This window comes from Kribbella catacumbae DSM 19601 (assembly GCF_000372465.1).
GTDB lineage: Bacteria > Actinomycetota > Actinomycetes > Propionibacteriales > Kribbellaceae > Kribbella > Kribbella catacumbae.
Genome location: NZ_AQUZ01000015.1, coordinates 108,176 through 127,624 on the forward strand (window position 1 = coordinate 108,176; position 19,449 = coordinate 127,624).

24 protein-coding genes are annotated in these 19,449 nt (G+C 67.9%); 14 read left to right on the forward strand and 10 right to left on the reverse strand.

Annotated elements, in window-relative coordinates; genetic code table 11:
• Positions 1-10 precede the first annotated feature (10 nt).
• Positions 11-622 carry an acyl-CoA-like ligand-binding transcription factor gene (locus A3ES_RS0117720; RefSeq protein ID WP_020388175.1) on the reverse strand — a complete coding sequence of 204 codons (612 nt, stop codon included), beginning with the start codon at positions 620-622 and terminating at the stop codon, positions 11-13.
• Positions 623-762: 140 nt separating this feature from the next.
• On the opposite strand from A3ES_RS0117720, the gene A3ES_RS47480 reads away from it, so the two are divergent.
• Positions 763-1,950, forward strand: a complete 1,188-nt coding sequence (locus A3ES_RS47480; protein WP_051084743.1) for a TerC family protein — start codon at positions 763-765, stop codon at positions 1,948-1,950.
• A 17-nt stretch (positions 1,951-1,967) separates the two neighbouring features.
• Here the strand turns inward: A3ES_RS47480 and A3ES_RS0117730 are convergent, their stop codons facing one another.
• Entirely contained in the window at positions 1,968-2,450 is a 483-nt protein-coding gene (locus tag A3ES_RS0117730; RefSeq protein WP_026162961.1) for a CGNR zinc finger domain-containing protein, read from the reverse strand.
• A gap of 71 nt (positions 2,451-2,521) precedes the next feature.
• On the opposite strand from A3ES_RS0117730, the gene A3ES_RS0117735 reads away from it, so the two are divergent.
• From A3ES_RS0117735 to A3ES_RS0117745, 3 genes are all read left to right on the forward strand, one after another.
• On the forward strand, positions 2,522-3,385 hold the full coding sequence (locus A3ES_RS0117735) for an alpha/beta fold hydrolase (RefSeq protein WP_020388178.1): 864 nt from the start codon (positions 2,522-2,524) through the stop codon (positions 3,383-3,385).
• 129 nt (positions 3,386-3,514) lie between these two features.
• Entirely contained in the window at positions 3,515-4,375 is an 861-nt protein-coding gene (locus A3ES_RS0117740; RefSeq protein WP_020388179.1) for a TrmH family RNA methyltransferase, read from the forward strand.
• 10 nt (positions 4,376-4,385) lie between these two features.
• The gene (locus A3ES_RS0117745; protein WP_040454898.1) at positions 4,386-4,766 is read left to right on the forward strand and encodes a VOC family protein; all 381 of its coding nucleotides are present in this window, start codon (positions 4,386-4,388) and stop codon (positions 4,764-4,766) included.
• 4 nt (positions 4,767-4,770) lie between these two features.
• Here the strand turns inward: A3ES_RS0117745 and A3ES_RS0117750 are convergent, their stop codons facing one another.
• Positions 4,771-5,565: a methyltransferase domain-containing protein gene (locus tag A3ES_RS0117750; protein ID WP_020388181.1), complete on the reverse strand. Its 795-nt coding sequence runs from the start codon at positions 5,563-5,565 to the stop codon at positions 4,771-4,773.
• A gap of 170 nt (positions 5,566-5,735) precedes the next feature.
• On the opposite strand from A3ES_RS0117750, the gene A3ES_RS54080 reads away from it, so the two are divergent.
• Entirely contained in the window at positions 5,736-5,900 is a 165-nt protein-coding gene (locus A3ES_RS54080; protein ID WP_020388182.1) for a hypothetical protein, read from the forward strand.
• Positions 5,897-6,697 (forward strand): isocitrate lyase/PEP mutase family protein, encoded by an 801-nt coding sequence (locus A3ES_RS0117760; RefSeq protein WP_020388183.1) that lies wholly within the window; start codon positions 5,897-5,899, stop codon positions 6,695-6,697. Before A3ES_RS54080 ends, A3ES_RS0117760 begins: the two co-directional genes overlap by 4 nt.
• Here A3ES_RS0117760 and A3ES_RS0117765 read toward each other — a convergent pair whose 3' ends face one another.
• On the reverse strand, positions 6,698-7,861 hold the full coding sequence (locus A3ES_RS0117765) for a helix-turn-helix domain-containing protein (RefSeq protein ID WP_020388184.1): 1,164 nt from the start codon (positions 7,859-7,861) through the stop codon (positions 6,698-6,700).
• Between the two features lie 108 nt (positions 7,862-7,969).
• Between A3ES_RS0117765 and A3ES_RS0117770 the strand changes: the two genes are divergently transcribed.
• Complete coding sequence (locus tag A3ES_RS0117770; protein ID WP_020388185.1) at positions 7,970-8,515, forward strand: P-loop nucleotide/nucleoside kinase family protein; 546 nt, start codon at positions 7,970-7,972, stop codon at positions 8,513-8,515.
• Positions 8,516-8,585: 70 nt separating this feature from the next.
• Positions 8,586-9,278, forward strand: a complete 693-nt coding sequence (locus A3ES_RS0117775) for an RraA family protein (protein ID WP_020388186.1) — start codon at positions 8,586-8,588, stop codon at positions 9,276-9,278.
• A 3-nt stretch (positions 9,279-9,281) separates the two neighbouring features.
• Here the strand turns inward: A3ES_RS0117775 and A3ES_RS0117780 are convergent, their stop codons facing one another.
• Positions 9,282-10,166 carry an LLM class flavin-dependent oxidoreductase gene (locus tag A3ES_RS0117780; RefSeq protein WP_020388187.1) on the reverse strand — a complete coding sequence of 295 codons (885 nt, stop codon included), beginning with the start codon at positions 10,164-10,166 and terminating at the stop codon, positions 9,282-9,284.
• Between the two features lie 92 nt (positions 10,167-10,258).
• Between A3ES_RS0117780 and A3ES_RS0117785 the strand changes: the two genes are divergently transcribed.
• Positions 10,259-10,666, forward strand: a complete 408-nt coding sequence (locus A3ES_RS0117785; protein ID WP_020388188.1) for a MarR family winged helix-turn-helix transcriptional regulator — start codon at positions 10,259-10,261, stop codon at positions 10,664-10,666.
• Here the strand turns inward: A3ES_RS0117785 and A3ES_RS0117790 are convergent.
• Positions 10,663-11,508 (reverse strand): arylamine N-acetyltransferase family protein, encoded by an 846-nt coding sequence (locus A3ES_RS0117790; RefSeq protein ID WP_020388189.1) that lies wholly within the window; start codon positions 11,506-11,508, stop codon positions 10,663-10,665. The genes A3ES_RS0117785 and A3ES_RS0117790 overlap by 4 nt on opposite strands.
• A gap of 60 nt (positions 11,509-11,568) precedes the next feature.
• Here A3ES_RS0117790 and A3ES_RS0117795 point away from each other — a divergent pair, with 60 nt between their 5' ends.
• Entirely contained in the window at positions 11,569-12,588 is a 1,020-nt protein-coding gene (locus A3ES_RS0117795; RefSeq protein ID WP_020388190.1) for a lactonase family protein, read from the forward strand.
• Between the two features lie 12 nt (positions 12,589-12,600).
• Here the strand turns inward: A3ES_RS0117795 and A3ES_RS0117800 are convergent, their stop codons facing one another.
• Complete coding sequence (locus A3ES_RS0117800; protein ID WP_083933504.1) at positions 12,601-13,776, reverse strand: MFS transporter; 1,176 nt, start codon at positions 13,774-13,776, stop codon at positions 12,601-12,603.
• Positions 13,777-13,877: 101 nt separating this feature from the next.
• On the opposite strand from A3ES_RS0117800, the gene A3ES_RS0117805 reads away from it, so the two are divergent.
• Positions 13,878-15,416, forward strand: a complete 1,539-nt coding sequence (locus A3ES_RS0117805) for an HD domain-containing phosphohydrolase (protein WP_020388192.1) — start codon at positions 13,878-13,880, stop codon at positions 15,414-15,416.
• Here the strand turns inward: A3ES_RS0117805 and A3ES_RS0117810 are convergent.
• Together A3ES_RS0117810 and A3ES_RS0117815 are read right to left on the reverse strand one after the other, a co-directional pair.
• Positions 15,406-15,729, reverse strand: a complete 324-nt coding sequence (locus tag A3ES_RS0117810) for a hypothetical protein (RefSeq protein WP_020388193.1) — start codon at positions 15,727-15,729, stop codon at positions 15,406-15,408. The two genes, A3ES_RS0117805 and A3ES_RS0117810, sit on opposite strands and share 11 nt — an antisense overlap.
• On the reverse strand, positions 15,726-16,589 hold the full coding sequence (locus A3ES_RS0117815) for a phytanoyl-CoA dioxygenase family protein (RefSeq protein ID WP_020388194.1): 864 nt from the start codon (positions 16,587-16,589) through the stop codon (positions 15,726-15,728). The genes A3ES_RS0117810 and A3ES_RS0117815 overlap by 4 nt, the downstream gene beginning before the upstream one ends.
• 100 nt (positions 16,590-16,689) lie before the next feature.
• Between A3ES_RS0117815 and A3ES_RS0117820 the strand changes: the two genes are divergently transcribed.
• The 3 genes from A3ES_RS0117820 to A3ES_RS0117830 all read left to right on the forward strand — a co-directional run bounded on the left by A3ES_RS0117820 (position 16,690) and on the right by A3ES_RS0117830 (position 18,778).
• The gene (locus tag A3ES_RS0117820; RefSeq protein WP_020388195.1) at positions 16,690-17,487 is read left to right on the forward strand and encodes an AraC family transcriptional regulator; all 798 of its coding nucleotides are present in this window, start codon (positions 16,690-16,692) and stop codon (positions 17,485-17,487) included.
• Positions 17,488-17,497: 10 nt separating this feature from the next.
• The gene (locus A3ES_RS0117825) at positions 17,498-18,232 is read left to right on the forward strand and encodes a GNAT family N-acetyltransferase (protein ID WP_020388196.1); all 735 of its coding nucleotides are present in this window, start codon (positions 17,498-17,500) and stop codon (positions 18,230-18,232) included.
• Positions 18,233-18,400: 168 nt separating this feature from the next.
• A complete protein-coding gene (locus A3ES_RS0117830) occupies positions 18,401-18,778 on the forward strand; it encodes a hypothetical protein (RefSeq protein ID WP_157630580.1) in 378 nt (125 codons plus the stop codon).
• 106 nt (positions 18,779-18,884) lie between these two features.
• Here A3ES_RS0117830 and A3ES_RS0117835 read toward each other — a convergent pair whose 3' ends face one another.
• Entirely contained in the window at positions 18,885-19,376 is a 492-nt protein-coding gene (locus A3ES_RS0117835) for a YajQ family cyclic di-GMP-binding protein (RefSeq protein ID WP_020388198.1), read from the reverse strand.
• Positions 19,377-19,449 lie beyond the last annotated feature (73 nt).

Below are 19,449 nucleotides of genomic sequence, written 5' to 3' on the forward strand. Positions count from 1 at the left end.
CAAGGGGAGATCAGCCGGGCTCGGGCAGCCCGGCCTCGACCCGGTCGAGCGCTTCGGCCAGCAGGTCCTGCATCGATCGGGGCGGATCCGCCCGGAGCCACTCCGCCATCGCCGCCTCGGTCGCCGCCCCGACGACGGCTGCGACCAGTTGGGGATACAGGCCTTGGGTCTTCGTCCGATCGGCGATCGCCGCGACCAGTTCCTCGCCGGCGGCTGCGTTCGCCTTGGCCAGCGCACCCTGCAGCGCGGGCTCGGTGATCATCAACTGGACACCGGCAAGCCACTGCCCATCCGGCTTCTGCTTCCCGCCATGCCCTTCCTCGCCGAGCGGGAACTGACCCTCGATCGCGGCGCGGATCGCCTCCCAAAGCGACTCCTCGGCCGGGCGGGCGCGGAGCTCGCCGGCGACTCGCAGTACGCGTTCGACGTGCCGGGCGGCGATCGCCTCGGCCTTGCTGGAGAAGTAGTTCCGGAACGTGCGCAGCGAGACCCCGGCCTCGGCGGCGATGTCCTCCACCCGCACGTTGTCGAATCCACGCTCGACCGTCAGCCGGACCGCCGCCCAGCTCAGCGCGATCCGGGTCTCCTGCTTCTTGCGCTCCCGCAGCCCTGCCGTCTCCATGACCACGACGGTAGCAAAAATTGCCCAAAGTGCAAAGATGCCTTTTCGGCAAATTCTCAGCTGATGTCGTTCGGCGACACGGCCGGGCAGCCGTGGTTGGCTGGGCGACGACGCTCAGCCCCTCGCGATCGGAACCGCTGATGACCGTGTCCCCGCTGGTCTGGATCCTGACGGTGGCGGGAATCCTCGCCCTGCTCGCCTTCGACTACTTCTTCCACGTCCGCAGCGCGCACGTACCGACGCTGCGCGAGGCGGCCCTGTGGTCCAGCGTGTACGTCGGGATCGCGCTGCTCTTCGGGCTCGGCACGTTGATCATCGGCGGCGGCGCGATGGGTTCGGAGTACTTCGCGGGCTACATCACCGAGAAGGCCCTGTCGGTCGACAACCTGTTCGTCTTCCTGATCATCATCACGAGCTTCCGGGTCCCGCGGGAGAACCAGCAGAAGGTGCTGCTGGCCGGCATCGTCATGTCGTTGATCGCCCGGGCCGGCTTCATCTTCCTCGGCTCGGCACTGCTCAACACCTTCGCCTGGGTCTTCTACCTGTTCGGGGTGGCCCTGCTGCTGACCGCCGGCAACATGCTCAAGCCGTCGACCGAGGAGTCGCACTCGGCGCAGAACGTGGTGGTCCGGCTGGCCCGGCGACTGTTCCCGACCACCGAGAACTTCGACGGCGACCGGCTGATCACCGTCCAGGACGGCCGCCGGATGATGACCCCGATGTTGCTGGTGATGGTGGCGATCGGCGGTACCGACCTGATGTTCGCGCTGGACTCGATCCCGGCCATCTTCGGGCTGACCCAGAACGTCTTCATCGTCTTCACCGCGACCGCGTTCAGTCTGCTCGGCCTGCGCCAGCTGTACTTCCTGCTCGACGGCCTGCTGGACCGGCTGATCTACCTGTCCTTCGGGCTCGCCACCATCCTCGCCTTCATCGGCGCCAAGCTGATCCTGCACGCCCTGCACGAGAACAACCTGCCGTTCATCAACGGCGGCGAGCACATCGAGGTGACCGAGATCAGCACCGGCCTGTCGCTGGTCGTCATCTTGGTGGTGCTGGTGGTCACCGTCCTCGCGTCGCTGTTCAGCACCCGCGGCCGGACCCAGACAGCGATGGCCAACGTACGCCGTGACGCGCTCGCCTACCTGGACGCGGAGTACACCAACGACCCGGCCGAGCGCGAGCGGATCTTCCGCCGGCTGGAGGTCTCCCGCGACCACATCATTGCCCTCGGCCCCAAAGCGAAGCAGATCGTGAAGAACGAGCCCGAGCTGATGGAGCTGTGCGCCCGGGTCGTCGAGAGCCGCCAGGCAAGTTCGAACGCCTGACTCAGTCCGTACTGCACTCAGTCCGTATTTCGAAGGCGATCCTGATGCCGCCGGGCCTTCAACCGGTTGCCACACGTTGACATCGAGCACCAGCGACGGGCGTTCGCCTTGCTCCGGTCGATGAGGAAAAGGGTGCACTCGGCATCGTTCTCGCACGGCCGCAACCGACCCTGGACCTGAGCCCACGCGAGCACCGCCCGGGCCGCGAAACGGGCGCCTTCCACCTTCCACTCCACGCCGGACTCCCCGGCCACGGGGACCTGCCGCACGCCATCGAGGAACCGCTGCAGACTGGCCGCCGGTTGCTCGTCCCGTACTACGCCGGCGATGGCGTCGCGGATCTCGCGCGCGGCCGTCGGCGTACCGGGGATGCCGTGCGCTCGCAGCCAGCCGGATGCGCCCGCGCCGCGCAGTTCATCGGTCGGTACGCCGTCGACGATCGGCGCCGAGTTGAGCAGCTCGAGTAGTACTGCATCATTGGACATAACCCCATTAGCCATGTTGACAGGTTACACCGGCAGGGTGTTTGCTGTGTCTTGTAACCAGATAAAACTTTCAAAGGGGTTAGACGATGACCGTTCATCACCGGACTGTCGAGGTCGGCGGACACCAGCTCTTCTACCGCGAGGCAGGCCCGTCCGACGCGCCGACCCTGCTGCTCCTGCACGGGTTTCCGACCAGCTCGCACATGTTCCGCGACTTGATTCCGCTGCTCGAGGACCGGTATCACCTGGTCGCGCCCGACCACCTCGGCTTCGGCTACTCGGCGATGCCGTCGGCTGACGACTTCGAGTACAGCTTCGCCGCGCTGGCCGCCTTGACGACCGCCTTCACCGAGAAGCTCGGCCTGACGCAGTACGCGGTCTATGTGCAGGACTACGGCGCGCCGATCGCCTGGCGGATGGCGCTGGAGCACCCGGAGCGGATCACGGCGATCATCACCCAGAACGGGAACGCCTACGAGGACGGGTACGTCGAGGCCATGTGGGCCGACGTCGTCGCGTACGACGCCAACCCGACACCGGAGACCGCCGATGCAGCCGCAGGGCCGCAGAGCACGGCATTGGTGAAGTGGGCGTATCAGCACGGCGTACCGGATCAGAGCCTGCTCAGCCCGGATGCATGGCAGCACGACCTGTCGCTGCTCGCGCGGCCGGGCGCCGAGCAGGTGCAGCTCGATCTGGTCCGCACCTATCTCGACAACTTCAAGCTGTACCCGAAGTTCCAGGAGTACTTCCGGACCAGTCAGGTCCCGCTGCTCGCGGCCTGGGGTGCGAACGACGAGATCTTCCCGGCAGCCGGCGCCAAGGCCTTCCAGCGCGACCTTCCCGACGCGGAGATCCACCTACTGGACGCGGGCCACTTCGCCCTGGAATCCAACGCCCCCGAGATCGCCACCCTGATCAGGGACTTCCTGGGACGCAAGCTGGCCTGAGCACCCACCCACCTGATCATTCGCCCCCTTTTGACCCTCGCAACCTGCGCACAGCACCGAACGGTCTGCTGGAGGGTCAAAAGGGGGCGAATGATCAGGTGGGTGAGGTCTCGTAGGGTGGGGCTGGTGATGGAGAGGGTGGCTGTGGCGCAGCGGATCAGTAGTCGGAATGCCCGCTTTCAGGTGTGGCAGGCGTTGCTGGGCAACCGGAACAAGCGGTTGCGGGCCGGGGAGTTCCTCGTCCAGGGCGTCCGGCCGATCAACCTGGCGGTCGAGCACGGCTGGACCGTGCGGACGCTGATCCACGACTCGGAGCGGCCGTTGTCGCGCTGGGCGGCCGAGCTGCTTCAGGGGCAGCGCGGGGCCGAGCGGGTGAGCATGGCGCCGGAGTTGCTCGCCGAGCTGGGCGAGAAGGACGAGACGCCACCCGAGCTGATCGCCGTCGTGGAGATGCCGGCCGACGACCTCGAGCGGATCAAGGTTGGCCCGGACTTCCTCGGCGTCGTGTTCGACCGGCCGACCGGTCCGGGCAACATCGGCTCGATCATCCGCTCCGCCGATGCCTTTGGCGCCGACGGGCTGATCGTCACCGGGCACGCCGCAGACATCTACGACCCGAAGGCGGTTCGGGCCAGCACGGGATCGCTGTTCGCAGTACCGGCTGTGCGGGTGCCGTCGCAGCGGGAGGTGATGGCGTGGGTCGAGCAGCAGCGTGCCGGCGGTACGCCGATAGTCGTGGTCGGCACCGATGAGAAGGGTGAGGCCGACATCTACGACTTCGACCTGACCCGCCCGACGCTGCTGCTGATCGGCAACGAGACCTCCGGCCTGAGCACCGCCTGGAAGGAACTGGCCGACCACCTTCTCCGAATCCCGATGACCGGCTCCGCCAGTTCCCTCAACGCAGCCAACGCCGCGACCACAATCCTCTACGAAACCTCCCGCCAGCGTGCCCATTCCTTCAAGACTGGCGGCTCCGGCGGCGCCTAACGTCGCCATCATGACTGCTTCCGTACGACCGCAACCGATGATCGTCGTGACCGACGTCGAGAAGAGCAGCGCCTGGTACTGCGAAGTCCTGGGCGCGACGAGCGGCCACGGTGGACCGGAGTACGAGCAGGTGCTCGTCGATGGCGAACTGGTCCTCCAACTGCACAGGCTGGAAGTCGGCCACCACCACGGCACGATCGGCGACCCCGCACTCCCGCTGGGCAACGGGGTCGCCCTCTGGTTCCAGCTCGGCGCCCTCGAGCCGGCCATCGCCCGTGCCGCGCGGATTGGCGCCACCGTCCAGACCGCCCTGCACCACAATCCCAACGCTCACCACGAAGAGATCTGGCTTCGCGACCCCAACAACTATCTGGTCGTCCTGGCCAACTGACCCCTCAGGCGGTGGCGAGGATTTCGCCGTGGAGGAGGGACATGAAGCCCGCGGGGTCGGCTGCCCAGGTGCGCCACGCTTCGGAGATTCGGTCCAGGGCTTCTTGCGGTACGCCGGACGCCAGCGCCTGGTCGGCCAGGGCGGAGTGGAGGATGCGGTCGGCCCACATGCCGCCCCACCACGCGCGGTCGGCCTCATTGGCGAAGGTCCAGTTGCTTGCCGTGGCCTCCACCTTCTCGAAGCCGGCGGCCCGGGCCCAGGACAGGAGACGGCGGCCCGCGTCGGGTTCGCCGCTGTTGGCGCGGGCCATTCGCTGATAGAGCGCCATCCACTCGTCGAGCTCCGGCAACTCCGGGAACCAGGTGAAAGCGCGGTAGTCCGAGTCCCGTGCCGCGACGATCCCGCCTGGCTTGCAGACGCGGCGCATCTCGCGCAACGCCTGCACCGGGTCGGCGACGTGCTGCAAGACCTGGTGCGCGTGGACCACGTCGTACGAGTCGTCCGGCAGGTCGAGCCGGTGGACGTCGCCTACGACGAAGTCGACTGAGACGTCCAGCTTGGCGAAGGTCGCGCGGGTGATGTCGAGCGCGCTCTCGCTGGCTTCGAGTGCCGTCGTCCGGCCCGGCTGGACCAGCCTGGCGAGGTCGGCGGTGATGGTCCCGGGACCCGCGCCGATATCCAGCAAGGTCTGACCGGGACGCAACTGCGGCAACAGGTAGCCGGCCGAGTTCTCGGCAGTACGCCAACTGTGCGAGCGCAGTACGGATTCGTGGTGGCCGTGCGTGTACACGTTATTCATCAGGGACTCCTTCGTCCTCGCCGACACGCTCACCCTAGCCCTGAATCTTGACAAATGAGACATATCGTCTCAAATAGCGGAAGGACGTAGGTGGCCGAATATGGCCAGACCTGAGCCTGGTCAGCGGGCGAGGCTTGTCTCCTGAGGACGCATCGACCAGGAGGAAGAAAGTGCTCGCAAAGGTATTCCCCATCAAGCTCAAGGACGGCAATCAGTCGAAGGCCGAGGAGGTCGTGCTGGCGTACGGGCCACAGGGGCCGGGGCAGGAGGAGGAGCTCGGCGACCTGATGGTCGAGTTCGTCGAGGTCGACCACGAACTGCTGATCAGCCTGTGACCATCGACCGAGCAGCACAGGCCAGGGCGTTCCGGGCACTGCACGAGAACGGGCCGCTGGTCCTGCCGAACGCCTGGGATCCCGGCTCGGCGCGCGCGATCGAGGCGGCCGGGGCCAAGGCGGTCGCGACGACGAGCGCCGGGGTCTCCTGGGCCGAGGGAGTCGCGGACGCGGGCGGTCTCACCCGCACCACCGCGCTCGCCGTACTGCGACGCATCGCGGCCGTCGTCTCCGTCCCGATCACCGCGGATCTCGAGTCCGGGTACGGCGCGACAGCGGCCGAGGTTGGTGAGACCGTTGCCGAGGCCATCGAGATCGGTGTCGTCGGCATCAACCTCGAAGACAGCATCGAGCACGTGCTGGTGGATCCGTCAGTGCTGGCCGAGCGAATCGCCGCAGCTCGACAGGCAGCAGTTGCCTCTGGCATCGAGCTGGTCATCAACGCGCGGACCGACACGCACCTGTTCGGCGACGGCAGCGGAACACTCGAAAGAGCCAGCCTGTACGCCGAAGCCGGCGCGGACGTGCTGTTCGTACCAGGCGTAGTCGACCCAGATGCCATCCGCGAACTCGTTGCCGGATCGACTCTTCCGCTGAACGTGATGACCGGCCCGGGCGCGCCGACGATCAGCGAGCTGACAGCGCTGGGAGTCGCCCGGATCAGTGTCGGCCCGGCGATCAGCGCAGGCGCCTACGGGCTGGCGACCGCCGCAGCTCGGGAACTGCTTGCCATCGGCACCTACAACGCCTTGGCGGCAGCGGGCGACTTTGCCCAGAGCAACAAGCTGTTGCGCTAGTTATAGGTAGGTCAGCCTCGAAGCGACGTGACGGGCAGCGGTCTCGCTGACTCCGTCGATGCGGATGAGTGCCGAGACGAGAGTTTCGAGCGACTCGGCACCATCCAGCCTCACGTTGCCTGCCGCAACTTCTTTGGCCAGCGCCTGGAGCGTCTCACCAACTCGGCCCGGTCCGTCGTACTGCGCTGCCAGGGTTTCCGCCGAGGGGAAGGCGTGGGTCAACCCATGACCGAGCCCGGCCACCGGCGTACCGGTGCTCTTGACCAGCTGGCCGAGAATCTCGTCCGCCTCGGTCGGCGCCAGATCCCGGACAACCGCCTGGACCGCGGTCTCGAACGGTCCCCACGCGCCCGGGACCCTGATCCCAGGCCGGGCCTTGATCAAGGGAAGGCCGACGAGCTGGGTCGCCCGCTCGAAAACGTGGATCACGCCTTCCCAGTAAGGAAGATGGGCTCGCAACAGCAGATGGTCAGCGCCACCAGGGCCGATCTCGAGCAGCCCCGGATCGCCATCGAGGGCGATCGCCCGGCGGTAGATGCCATCGGCAACAGACTCCACCCCGGGGATCGCGTGGCCGGCCAGGAAGTCGATCATCGCCTCCCAGTCGTATGGCGGGGTGAACGGCATCCGCAGTACGAGGCCGCCGTCGGCAACCATCCGATCGGTACGCCGGCGCCGGTCGCGCAGCTCGCGTGGGGTTGACCGGAACACCTCACGCATCGCGCGGTTGAACTGGCGCAGGCTGCCGAAACCGGACGCGAAGGCGATGTCGGCGATCGTCAGGTCCGAGTCGTCCAGCAGCCGGCGGGCGAAGTGCGCCCTGCGGGAGCGGGCGAACTGGTCCGGGGTGACGCCGAGATGGTCGTTGAACATCCGGCGCAGGTGGCGCGCCGACAGACCGAGCCGGGCTGCCAGCGCCGTCTCGTCAGCGTCGTCGAGCACTCCGGTGATGATCAGCTGTATTGCGCGGCAGACGAGCTCGGGTGCTTCATCCGCCACGGTCCCGGCGACGCGGTACGGGCGGCAGCGCAGGCAGGCGCGGAACCCGGCGGCCTCGGCGGCAGCCACGAGCTCGAAGGTCTGCACGTTCTCCGCCAACGGCTTAGCGCCACAGCCCGGACGGCAGTAGATCCCGGTGGTCCGGACAGCGGAGTAGGTGGTCACACAGCCATCCTGCGAACCGGCGTCCCGCGCCGTCCAGTCATATCCGGACAGACGCTGGGCAGATCGGGACAGACGTGGGGCAGGTCGGCAGGGCGCTAAGGTGCCCGGGTGTCGGCGAAGCCCATGCTCATCGTGGTCAGTGGTCCCCCCGGGAGCGGCAAGACCACGCTCGCCCATCAGGTTGCCGCCGCGGTCGGTTGTCCGGCGATCTGCCGGGACGAGATCAAGGAGGGGATGGCGCACGCGACCCCGGGGTTCGTCCCGGGTCCCGGCGATCCGCTCACGATGCGCACGCTTGCGACGTTCTTCGACATCCTCGGGCTGCTGATCGGCCGCGGTACGACGGTGGTCGCCGAGGCCGCGTTCCAGGACCGCATCTGGCGACCGGGCCTCACACCGTTCCTAGGGCTGGCCGACGTCCGGATCGTCCACTGCACGGTTTCCGCCGAGGTCGCCCAGGCACGCATCGCCACCCGCGCCGCCGAGAACACTCTCCGCAAGGCCCACGAGGACGGCCACCGATCCGCCGACACCTGGCGCCGCGGCCACGACGCCTTCGACCCGATCGCCCTGGCGGTCCCCACGCTGACCGTCGACACGACCGACGGCTACCAGCCGGGTCTTCCCGAGGTCGTCCAGTTTCTTCGACGCTAGCGAGTTGCCCGTTGGGGCGCAGTACCGAAAGGTCCTGGTGGGGTATCGATTCTCTGACTAAAGTCAGGGAATGGCTGATCTGCTGAAGCGGTTCGAGAATCTGACCACTGCTCACGTCGCCGACGCCTGCCTGCGGGCCGGTGTGCCGGTACGGACGGTGTCGCTGCAACCCGTCATCCCGGCGCGCGTCGCCGGACGAGTACTGCCTGCGCGGCATGTCGGGAGCGTCGACGTCTTCCTGGAAGCGTTCGAGACGGCCGAGCCCGGCGACGTACTCGTCGTCGACAACGCCGGCCGACGCGACGAGGCCTGTGTCGGCGACCTGGTCGCCCTGGAGGCGCAGGCCGCCGGAGTGACCGGCCTGGTCGTCTGGGGCCTGCACCGCGACACCGTCGACATCCAGGCGATCGGCATGCCCGTCTACAGCCTCGGCGCGATGCCGACCGGGCCGCTGCGCCTTGATCCGCTGCCGGAGGATGCGCTGGAGTCCGCCAATGTCGGAGAGTGGACCGTCACGGGCGACGACGTAGTACTGGGTGACGAGGACGGCGTCGTCTTCATCCCCGCGGACCGCGTCGACGAACTGCTGGGGCTCGCGGAGTCGATCCAGGCGACCGAACGCCGGCAGGCCGAGCTGATCCACGCCGGTACTTCGTTGCGTGAGCAGGTGCAGTTCGCGGCCTATCTCGAGGCGCGGAAGGAGCGGCCGTTGCTGACCTTCCGCGAGCACCTTCGTACTGTCGGCGGCGCCATCGAGGAGTAGCAGCTACCCGATCGCGGCCCTGACGGCGGGCACGACTTCCTGGGACCAGCGGCTCAGAGTGGTTTCCGGGGAGTCGGGGCCGGCCGGGAAGAAGGTAAAGCCGGCGGCGTCGTGGTCGAGCACGGCGGAGGTCAGCTCTTCCACCCATTGAGCGGTTGAACCTCCGATCCAGCGGCCGTCGCCGTCGCGGGTCTGCGCGAGCGGCTGGGTCGTGATCCTGCCTGGGAAATTGTAGATGGTGGCGATGTCGGACGGCTTGCGGCCGACGGCCGAGGCCGCTTCGTCGATGATCGGCCGGGCCTGGCGACAGTGCTCCGTGAGCCAGTCTGCGGCGTGACCCGGAATCCACCCGTCGGCTTGACGGCCGGTTGCGGCCAACGATTTGGGGCCCTTGGAGCCTGTCCAGATCGGTGGCGCCGGGATTCGGGACGGCACGAGCGCGGTCACGCCGTAGTACGGGTCGGTGACGGCCGGGCCGCCGCCGGAGAGTTGGCGGACCAGGATCATCGCCTGTTCGAACGCCTCGACGGCCTCGGCCGGCCGGACCCGCGGCACACCCATCGTCTCGATCTTGTCCCACGCGCCACCCGCGCCGAGGCCGAGCACGAATCTGCCGTTGGAGATCGCGGTCAGCGAGGACGCGGTACGGGCCAGCACTGGCGCTGGGCGCAGCGGGAGGTTGGTGACGTTGACCAGCGCGGAGATGCGGGTCGTGCGGCCGAGCAGGAAGGCGAGCGCCGCGTAGGGGTCGAGCAGGTCCGGGAGATACGGGTGGTCCGAGAGCGAGAGGATGTCGAGCCCGTCCCGGTCGGCCTGTTCGGCCAGCCGGATGATGTCGGACACCGCGCGGACGTCCGCGGGCAAGCCGTACCCGAAGTGCACCGTCATGCTCTGCCTCCTAGATAGTTCGTAGACCTAAATACTAGGCCTACTAACTATCAGAAGCGCAAACAGTCCGGAGGACGGACTACAGTGCAGGGGTGGCAACGCATACCGAGCTGGTCGGCTCCCTGGTCGGGCTGATGCACGTCCTCCAGGACCTGTACGCCGAAACGAGCCGCCCGCTGGGCCTGACTCCCCAGCAGGCCCACCTGCTCTGCGTACTGCTCGCCGGCCCGCAGGGCATGACGGACCTGAGCCGCATCCTGAGCATCGAACGCTCCAGCCTGACCAGCATGGTCGACCGGCTGGAACGCCGCTCCCTGGTCGCCCGCAACGCCCACCCCACCGACCGCCGCGCCTGTCAGATCGTCCTGACACCCGGCGGCCACAAGCTCGCCGACCAGGCCCACACCGCCTTCACCGAGCGCGTCGAAGCCCTGACAACCGTCCTGTCCCCCACCGCCCGCAAGGCCCTCACCACAGCGATCACCCAGATCACGCTCTAGGTGGTCGGAGCCTCCTGGCGAGCGAGGAAGGCCTCGTACTGCGCCCAGACGCGGCGCCAGAGCGCATCGCGATCCGTGCGGGACAGGTGTGGGAGCGGCAGGTGGAAGACGTCGGCCAGGACGTCGAAGTACTCGGTCGGCTGCTCGATGATCTGGTTGTCGATCCGGTCCGTGTAGGTCTGGGTGAAGCCGACGGAGCGGATGACCGCCGTGCTCTCGGCCCGGCGAAGGAACGCTGAGCAGACCCGCACGAACGGTGAGTCCGGCGACTCGGACAGGTATTTGTGCTGCTCCTCGAAGTCGGCGAAGGTGGCCGGCGCGGACTCGAAGTCCATCCCCAGCAGGTTGCTGCGCGGGTCGTGATCCAGCCGCCACCCGTCGACGATGTCCGACCTCCGCAGGGACAGCACGAAGGGCACCTGCTCGGCCCTGGCGCCCGCCTGCAACGGGATCGGCCTCAGCAGGCCGTCGCCGAGGCCGACATCTACCAGCCACTCCTCCGAGGAGAGCAGCACGGTCAGGACCATGTGACTGGCGTCCACCACCCTCGGCCGGGTCGGGGTCTGTACTCCGCCGCGGTGCTTGATGACCTCGTAGCCCAGCTCGGTCAGCAGGTGGGCGAAGACGCCGTTCATCTGGAAGCAGTAGCCGCCTGCCTCGCGGGCGATGATCCGCGCTGCCACTGCCTCGGGATCGATCGGTCCACCTCCCCCGAACTGGTACTGCACGGTCTCGTACGGCACCTGGTCGACGAAGGCGGCGTGCAGCTCGGAGAGTCCCTCGACACTCGGGCGGTCATGGCCGGCGACGCCGATGCGGCGGAGGAAGGCTGCGGTGTCCATGACGTGAGCCTACGAGGAGTCAGGAGTGTCCGCAGGTGAGTTACCTGGCAGGGTGGGGGCATGACCTCGGAGCAGATTTTTGTCGGTAGTTACACCACTCAGGACGGTGGCGGCGACGGCATCGGGTTCGGTACGCCGGAGGAGTTGCAGGTCGTCGCGCCGACGGCCAACCCGTCGTTCCTGACGCTCTCGGCCGATGGGCGCTACCTCTACGCGACCAACGAACTGGACTCGGGCCGGGTCAGTGCCTTCGCGGTCGGGGACGGCGGCACGCTGGAGTTCCTCAATCATCAGCCCACCGGTGGCGCGCACCCGTGCCATCTCCAGCTCGACCCGTCCGGCAAGTTCCTGCTGTCGGCCAACTACGGCTCCGGGTCGGTCGCGATCCACCCGATCAAGGGCAACGGGTCGCTCGGCGACCCGAGCCAGATCCTGCGGCGCGAGGGCTCCGGCCCGAACGAGGAGCGCCAGGAAGGGCCGCACGCCCACCAGGTGACGTTCGACCCGTCGGGATCGTTTGCCTTCGACATCGATCTCGGCTCGGACACTGTCTACGTGTCCACACTCAGCACCGACGGCCGGCTCGAAGAGGTGAGCCGCCTGCAGATCCACCCGGGTGCCGGGCCGCGCCATCTCGTCTTCCACCCGGGCGGCGCAGCGGCGTACCTGATCAACGAGCTCGACTCGACGCTGACCGTGTGCAGCTACTCGGAGGGCAAGCTGGCCGTAGTACAGACGGTGTCGACGCGGCCGGACGATGCCGAGGGCGACAACTTCCCGGCCGAGGTGCTGGTGTCGGCGGACGGGCGGTTCGTCTACGGCTCCAACCGCGGCGACGACACGATCGCGGTGTTCGAGACCGGCGCGGAGGGACTCGAGGCGGAGCTGATCCAGACGATCGGTTCCGGCGGGACCTGGCCGCGGCACCTCGCCTTCAGCAAGGATGGAACCGAGCTGTACGCCGGGAACGAGCGCTCCGACTCGATCGCGGTCTTCACCGTCGACCAGAGCAGCGGCGCCCTCACCGCAACGGGGACGCCGCTGACCTGGCCAAAACCGGTCTGTGTCCTGCCCTACTAGGACCAGCCTGTACTACCTGGCTGCGGCTGCCCGGGTGCGCGAGGCGAGACTCAGCCCCGCGGCAGCCACCAGCCCGGCGGCAAGGAATCCGCTACCCCGCCCGAGGCCGGCGGCGACCAGCCCGAAAGTCGCCGGTCCGAGGCCCAGCGCCAGGTCGATGCTCATCGACACCGTGCCCATGACCGCACCACGCTCGCTCGCCGGCGCCCGCTCGAGCGCGAGCATCATGATCGCCGGCGTACCGAGCGCGATCCCGACGGCCAGCACCGCCGTTCCGGCCACGAGGCCCGGCACGGCGCGCCAGCCACCGATGATCACCAGACCGGTCGTACTGCAGAGCAGCGCCAACCGAACGCTCCTTGCCGCGCCCAGCCGATCCGGGATCCGTGCGCCCACACTGCGGATCACCACCACGATCGCCGCGAAGCCGAACAGCAGCATCCCCGAACCCGGCAACCCCAGATCCAGCGCGTAGAGCGGTACGAAGGCCAGGAACCCGGCCATCCCCCACACCAGCGCGAGCAACAACAGCCCCGGCACCACGGCCGCTGGATGAATCAACCGCTGGCCGGATGGGTTCGGAGTACCGGTTTCGAAGGCGGGGCGGGTGTCGCCACCCTGAAGTGCCAGCAGTACTGCGAGCCCGGCCGCGGCCGCGGACACCAGCCACACCGCCCCGAAACCAGCAGCGTCGATCACCGTCTCCCCGAGCGGCGGGCCCACCGCAAGCCCGATGTACAGCGACAGGGAGAACAGGCTGATCGCCTCGCCGCGACGCTCGGCCGGCGCCAGATCGCCCATCGCCGTGACCGCCCCGACGAAGAAGAACGCCTCCCCGACACCGGTCAGCAACCGCAACGCGACCAGCAGTCCAACACTGTTCGCCAACCCATAGCCCGCCACCGACAAGGCAAAGATGAGCCCACCGGCAACCATCGCGATCGCCCGCCCGCGCCGGTCGACCAGTCGCCCTACCCATGGCCGCAGCAACAGCGCGGACACGCTGAACGCCCCGACAGTCAGCCCCACCGCCACGTCGTCCCCGGCGAGTCGCCCGGTGACGTACAGCGGCACGGTCGGCACCAGCACGCCGTCCGCGACGAAGTAGGCGAGCGCTGCCACCCCCAGCAGAGCGAATTGCGGGGTGACCAAACGTGGTCTGGCAACGGTCGGCGCTGTGCGGCTCATGATGCTCCCCCTGCTCCGTTACGGGCTGTAAGGCCCACAATGGCCGTACGGCGCCCGCCGGGGCATCGGTAGTTCTGCCCATCCTTCGACGGAGGGTTTCGATGGCGGATGACGATCTGCGGCTCGCCGACCTGCTCTGCGCGCTGTCGGTGACCCTGGACCTGGCCATGGCGCAGCCACCGGAGAAGTCGATCCGCTGCTGCCTGGTCGCGACCCGGCTCGCCCGCCGCCTCGACCTGCCCGCCACGGAGCAACGGACCGTGTACTACGCGACGCTGCTCCGCCACCTCGGCTGTACGGCGACCACTCACGAGGAGGCCCACCTGTTCGGCCCGCGCGCAGCCGAGCTCCGTCCGCAGGCGGAGCGGACGGACAGCGCAAGCCGGCGCGAGTCCGCGGCCATGCTCCTGCAGGTAGGCCGTGGGACTGGAGCACGACGCCTCCAGTACGTCGCTCGCACGATCAAGGCCGGTGCGTCCGGTGAGGCGGAACTGCTGCTGGCCGTCTGCGAGGTCGGCAGCATGCTCGCCACCCGGCTCGGACTGGGACCGGCGGTCGCCGAGGCGCTCTACCAGAGCCTCGAACGCTGGGACGGCAGCGGTACGCCGAAAGGCCTGACCGGCCAGGAGATCGCACTGGCGACCAGGATCGCCGAGGTCGCCACCCAGGCGGTCATCTTCGACGGTCTCGGTGGTCCGTCAGCGGTAGAGGCCGCGTTTCGCAAGCGGCAAGGAGGTTGGCTCGACCCGGAGCTGGTCGGGCTCTTCGACCAGGGGCTGCTGGACGGCTTGGCGACGATCGACGTCTGGCAGGAGACGCTTGAAGCCGAGCCGGAGCCGCACTGCCGCATTCCGGAGCAGGAGCTGGACGAGCTGGCGCGGACCTTCGGCTACTTCGTCGATCTCAAGTCGCCGTACCTGTTCGGGCACTCGACCGGTGTCGCGGCGCTGGTGGACGAGGCGGCCAAGACGCTCCGGTTGAGCGATGCCGAGCGGGCCACCGTGCGCCGAGCCGCGCTGCTGCACGACCTCGGACGGGTGGCTGTGCCGACCGGAGTCTGGGAACGACCCGGCCAGCTCCGCCGCAGTGACTGGGAGCAGGTCCGGCTGCATCCGTACCACTCCCAGCGGATCCTTGCCCGATCCGTTGCCCTCGAACCGATCGCGGCCTTGGCCGGCCTCCACCACGAACGTCTGGACGGCACCGGCTATCCCCTCCAGTCGCGAGGCTCCCAACTCCCCCTGGCCGCGCGGCTGCTCGCTGCCGCTGACGTCTACCAGGCGCTCACTCAGGATCGCCCGCACCGGTCCGCGCTCTCACCTGCGGCCGCGGCAGACGCAGTACTCGAGCAGGTCGCGGCGGGACAGCTGGACGCGGACTGTGTCCGGGCAGTGCTGACGGCGGCTGGGCAACGAGTGCCCAGCCGCCGGATAAGCCGCCCTGCCGGTCTCAGCGATCGCGAGGTCGAGGTACTGCGCTTGGTCGCGCGCGGCCACTCCAATGCCGAGATCGCGCGGGAGTTGGTGGTAGCACCTCGCACCGCGGAGCATCACGTGCAGCACATCTACGGCAAGATCGGGGTCTCCACCCGCGCGGCCGCTGCCCTGTACGCGATGCAGCACGGCTTGTTCACACCGTGATGAGCTTCTCGAAGAAGAACTCGTGCTTGAGGAACGACACGTCGTACTCGTGACCCGGCTGCGGTGGGAGCAGTTGCGCGGCCTGGAAGAGTCGCCAGCCGTCCTTGAGCGCGTCGAGTCCGCTGGCGTACGGCGGGACGTCGGAGTCACCTGTCGTGGGTGACGTCGCACCGGTCCCGTCGTACGTCGACCAGCCGACCGTGCGCGAGTCGAGCGCGGACGAGGCCAGGTAGAGCACCAGGACCTGCTGGCGAACCAGCTGCTGGCCGGTGGCCTGCAGGCCGAGAGCCTGCTGGTCGGGGGTGATGCTCATGCCATCTCCTTCTTCGCTGCGTGCGGGTTGAGGCTGCGCTGCGCGACCACGCGCCGCGGGCGGTTGGACACCCTGGTGACCCAATAGTCCGGGTCGTAGGTGTCGTCGCCGGCCAGGGCCTGCCACAACTTGACCCGGTTGTAGATCTCCAGCCGGCCGGTCGCGTTCTCGTACCAGGGGAACGACTGACCGAGCTCGGCCGCCACCGCGTCGTCGTACAGGTCGTCGGTGTTCCACAGCCGGACCTGGCGGACGGTCGGGTTGAAGCGGATCTTGAACATGTAGCGGTCGATGTCACTGTCGTTCTTGCGGCCGCCGTGCCAGATGCCGTGGTGCAGGATGACGACCGTGCCGGGTGGGCAGGTCAGCCGGGTCTGGCCGAGCAGGTTCTGGTACCGGCCGGTGTCCGACTCGTTCGTCCTGCGCAGGTGGCTGCCGGGGACGCTGAGCGTGCCGCCCATCTCGAGCGTCACCTCCTGCGGGTAGTACATGAGCTGGACGTCGAAGGCGTCCTCGCGGACGTCGATGATCGCGTCGCCGTGCAGGTTCTGCGCCTCACCCTCGTTCGCCTTGCGGATGTGGACCGCGTGGTGATCGACGGTCGGCTCCGGGCCGACCAGGCTGTGGATGGCGCCCGCGACCTCGGGCAGCTGCACCAGCCGTTGGACGAACTCGTTGTCCACGAACGCCTCGGACAACGGGGTGCCGTACGGGACGCCGGGGATGCCGGCCAACAGGGCGTCGATCGCCTGCTGGTTCATCTCGTCGGGTACGACCGCGTCCATCCGGAACGCGCCGGTGGCGACGAAACTGGCCATCTGGACGGAGGTGAGCAGGTTCTTGCGATGCGGGTGGGGCATGTCTCTCCCTTTCGGCGCACTGGTTGCTACTCCTCCAGGCTAGGTAGGAGGGTTGTGGTTTCGCGTGGGCTGAGTTCACCACTGGTGGTAATTTCTCACCATGATCCCGCTCTATCTGGCTGAGCCTCCCGACTTGGTCAACGTGGGCGTGGGAGTGCATGGGGTGCGTGGGCTGCGGGATGTGTTCCGGCTTCCGGATCTGTGGCAGCTCCATCTCTACGGATACTCGGCCGACCTGACGATGGGCGGGACGACGTATCCGGTCGCCCCCGGCTCGGTCAGCCTGACGCCGGCCGGAGTACAGGTTCAGTTCGACTATCGAGGGCGCTCGGAGCACCTCTTCGCGCACTTCCGCCCTCGGATCGTGGGCGAGCCGTCGTACGTACAGGTCGTGCAAGACGCCGGTACTGCGGCGCCCGTACTGTCCGACATGCTCCGATCGGCCATTGGGGCCTCACCCAGCGGCTCTGCTCGAGTAGTGGCTGAGGTGTGGGCTGCACTCTGGCGGGTCGCCCAGCTGTCGGCGCCACTCACCGAAGGCGGCGCGGCGGCCGGGCACTCGGCAGTGTCGGCGGCAATCAGCTACATCGAGGCCAACCTGGCCAGGGTCCTGACCGTGCCGTCACTGGCTGCCGCTGCCGGCGTCTCCCACAACCACCTGACCAGACTCTTCCGCGCCGAGACCGGGCTGACAGTGGTCGCCTACATCCGCCAGCGCCGCATGGCTCGCGCCCGACACCTACTTGTCTCCTCCACTCTCTCTATCCCAGCTGTAGCCGCCTCCGTAGGCATCGCCGACCTCCAGGCCTTCAACAAGGCCTGCCACCGCGAACTGGGCGGCGCGCCCCGCGCAGTACGGGCTGGGAATGCGGTGGCTGGTGGTGGGCGCGGCGCCTAACCTTCACGGCATGTATGAGCTGATACCGGTCGCCACTGCGCCCGAACTGGATGAGGAAGCGGGCCGGCGGTTCGTCGAGGAGTGGCCGGAGTTCATCTTCCACGACGAGGGCGTGAAGCCTTATCGGGAACGGCGGATCGCGTACTTCCGGGAGTGGGAGTTCTACCTGGTCGACGACGATCGCCGGCTGATCGGTGGGTGCTGGGGAGTGCCGATCGCCTGGGACGGGTCCGTGGCGGATCTGCCTGGTGGCTTCACTGACTCGCTGGCTCGGTCGGTGGAGTCGCATGAGGCCGGGGTGGTGCCGAATACTTTCGTGCTGATGGCGGCCGCGGTCCGCAACGACGAGCAGGGCAAGGGACATGCGAGCCGGGTGATCACCGCAGTACGGGATCGCGCGGTCGAGGCTGGCCTGTCGCAGGTGATCGCCCCCGTACGACCGACACTCAAGTCGTCGTACCCGTTGATCGACATCGCCGAGTTCATGACGTGGACCCGCCCCGACGGCCTCCCCCTCGACCCCTGGCTCCGCACCCACGTCCGCCTGGGCGCCACTATCCTCGCGCCCGCTCCCGCCTCCCAAACCATGACCGGCACAGTCGGCGACTGGGAAAAGTGGACCGGCCTAGCCCTCCCCGCCACCGGCACCTACGTCATCCCCGACGGCCTGACCACCCTCGCCATCGACTACGAGGCCGACTCCGGCATCTACCGCGAACCCAACATCTGGATGCGCCACCGCTAACTAACACAGCGTTCTTGCAAGTGAGACGGTGTATCAGCAGTTGGGCGTGGCGGTGGCTGCTCTGGGTGGTCGCGACGGCACTCGAATGATCTTGTCTCTGCCGCGTGACCCGTGTCACAGTCCAGTAAGTCGCGGACAAGGGGTGCCCGCGTGGGGAGGGGAAACACCATGAACAGATTGCTTCGCCGTGCGCTCATGACAGGAGTCGGCACGGTCGCGATCGTGGGAATCGCGGCGGCACCGGCCAACGCGCACTTCTGCTTCAAGACCAACCTGAACGCCCACGCGGCACAGGGCATGGCCGGTTCGGCGAACTGGGTGCCGTTCGGTGACCTTGCTGCCCAGTTCCTGCCGGACCTGTGTCCGGCCGGAATCCAGCATCTGGCCACCGCGGCCGGCGCGACCACGTCCACGCTGATCAACAGCCACGGCACGATGGCCGGTGGCACGCTGAAGAAGGGCGCGAACGCCGGTACGCCGTCGATCTCGCATCTCGACTTCGACGCGCTCGACGCGGCGATCCCGGGCGCGTTCGCACTCTGCTGACCGTCAGCAAACGCAAGCAGCGCCGTGGTGGACCGGGGTGAGTTCGGTCACGTCCAGACCGAAGTCCTCCCGGATCCACCGGCGCACGCGCGGCACGGAGTACGGGTCAGCGGTAGTTGACGAACTGGACCGCGAAGTCGAGGTCCTGGCCCTTGATCAGGGACTGGACGGTCTGCAGGTCGTCGCGGCTCTTGCTGGAGACCCGCAGCTCGTCGCCCTGGATCTGCGCCTTGACGCCCTTGGGGCCCTCGTCGCGGATCAGCTTGGACAGCTTCTTCGCGTTCTCCTGGGTGATCCCCGCGCTGATCGTGGCGTTGAGCTTGTAGATCTTGCCGGACAGCTTGGGCTCGTCGGCCTCCAGGCCCTTCAGCGAGATCTGCCGCTTGACCAGCTTGTCCTTGAGGACGTCGAGGACCGCGTTGCAGCGCTCCTCGGTGTTCGCCTGGATGTCGATCGCCTCGCCGGACAGCTTGATGCCCGCATCCACGTTCTTGAAGTCGAACCGCTGGCTGATCTCCTTCGCCGCCTGGTTCACGGCGTTGTCCACCTCCTGCTGATCGACCTTGTTCACGATGTCGAAGGAGGACTCCGAAGCCATGGGCACGTCCTTTCTGACGCTGCTGTCTTTCCGATTTGCTGTCAGGGGCACTGTCTGTTGTATCGTCTCTCAC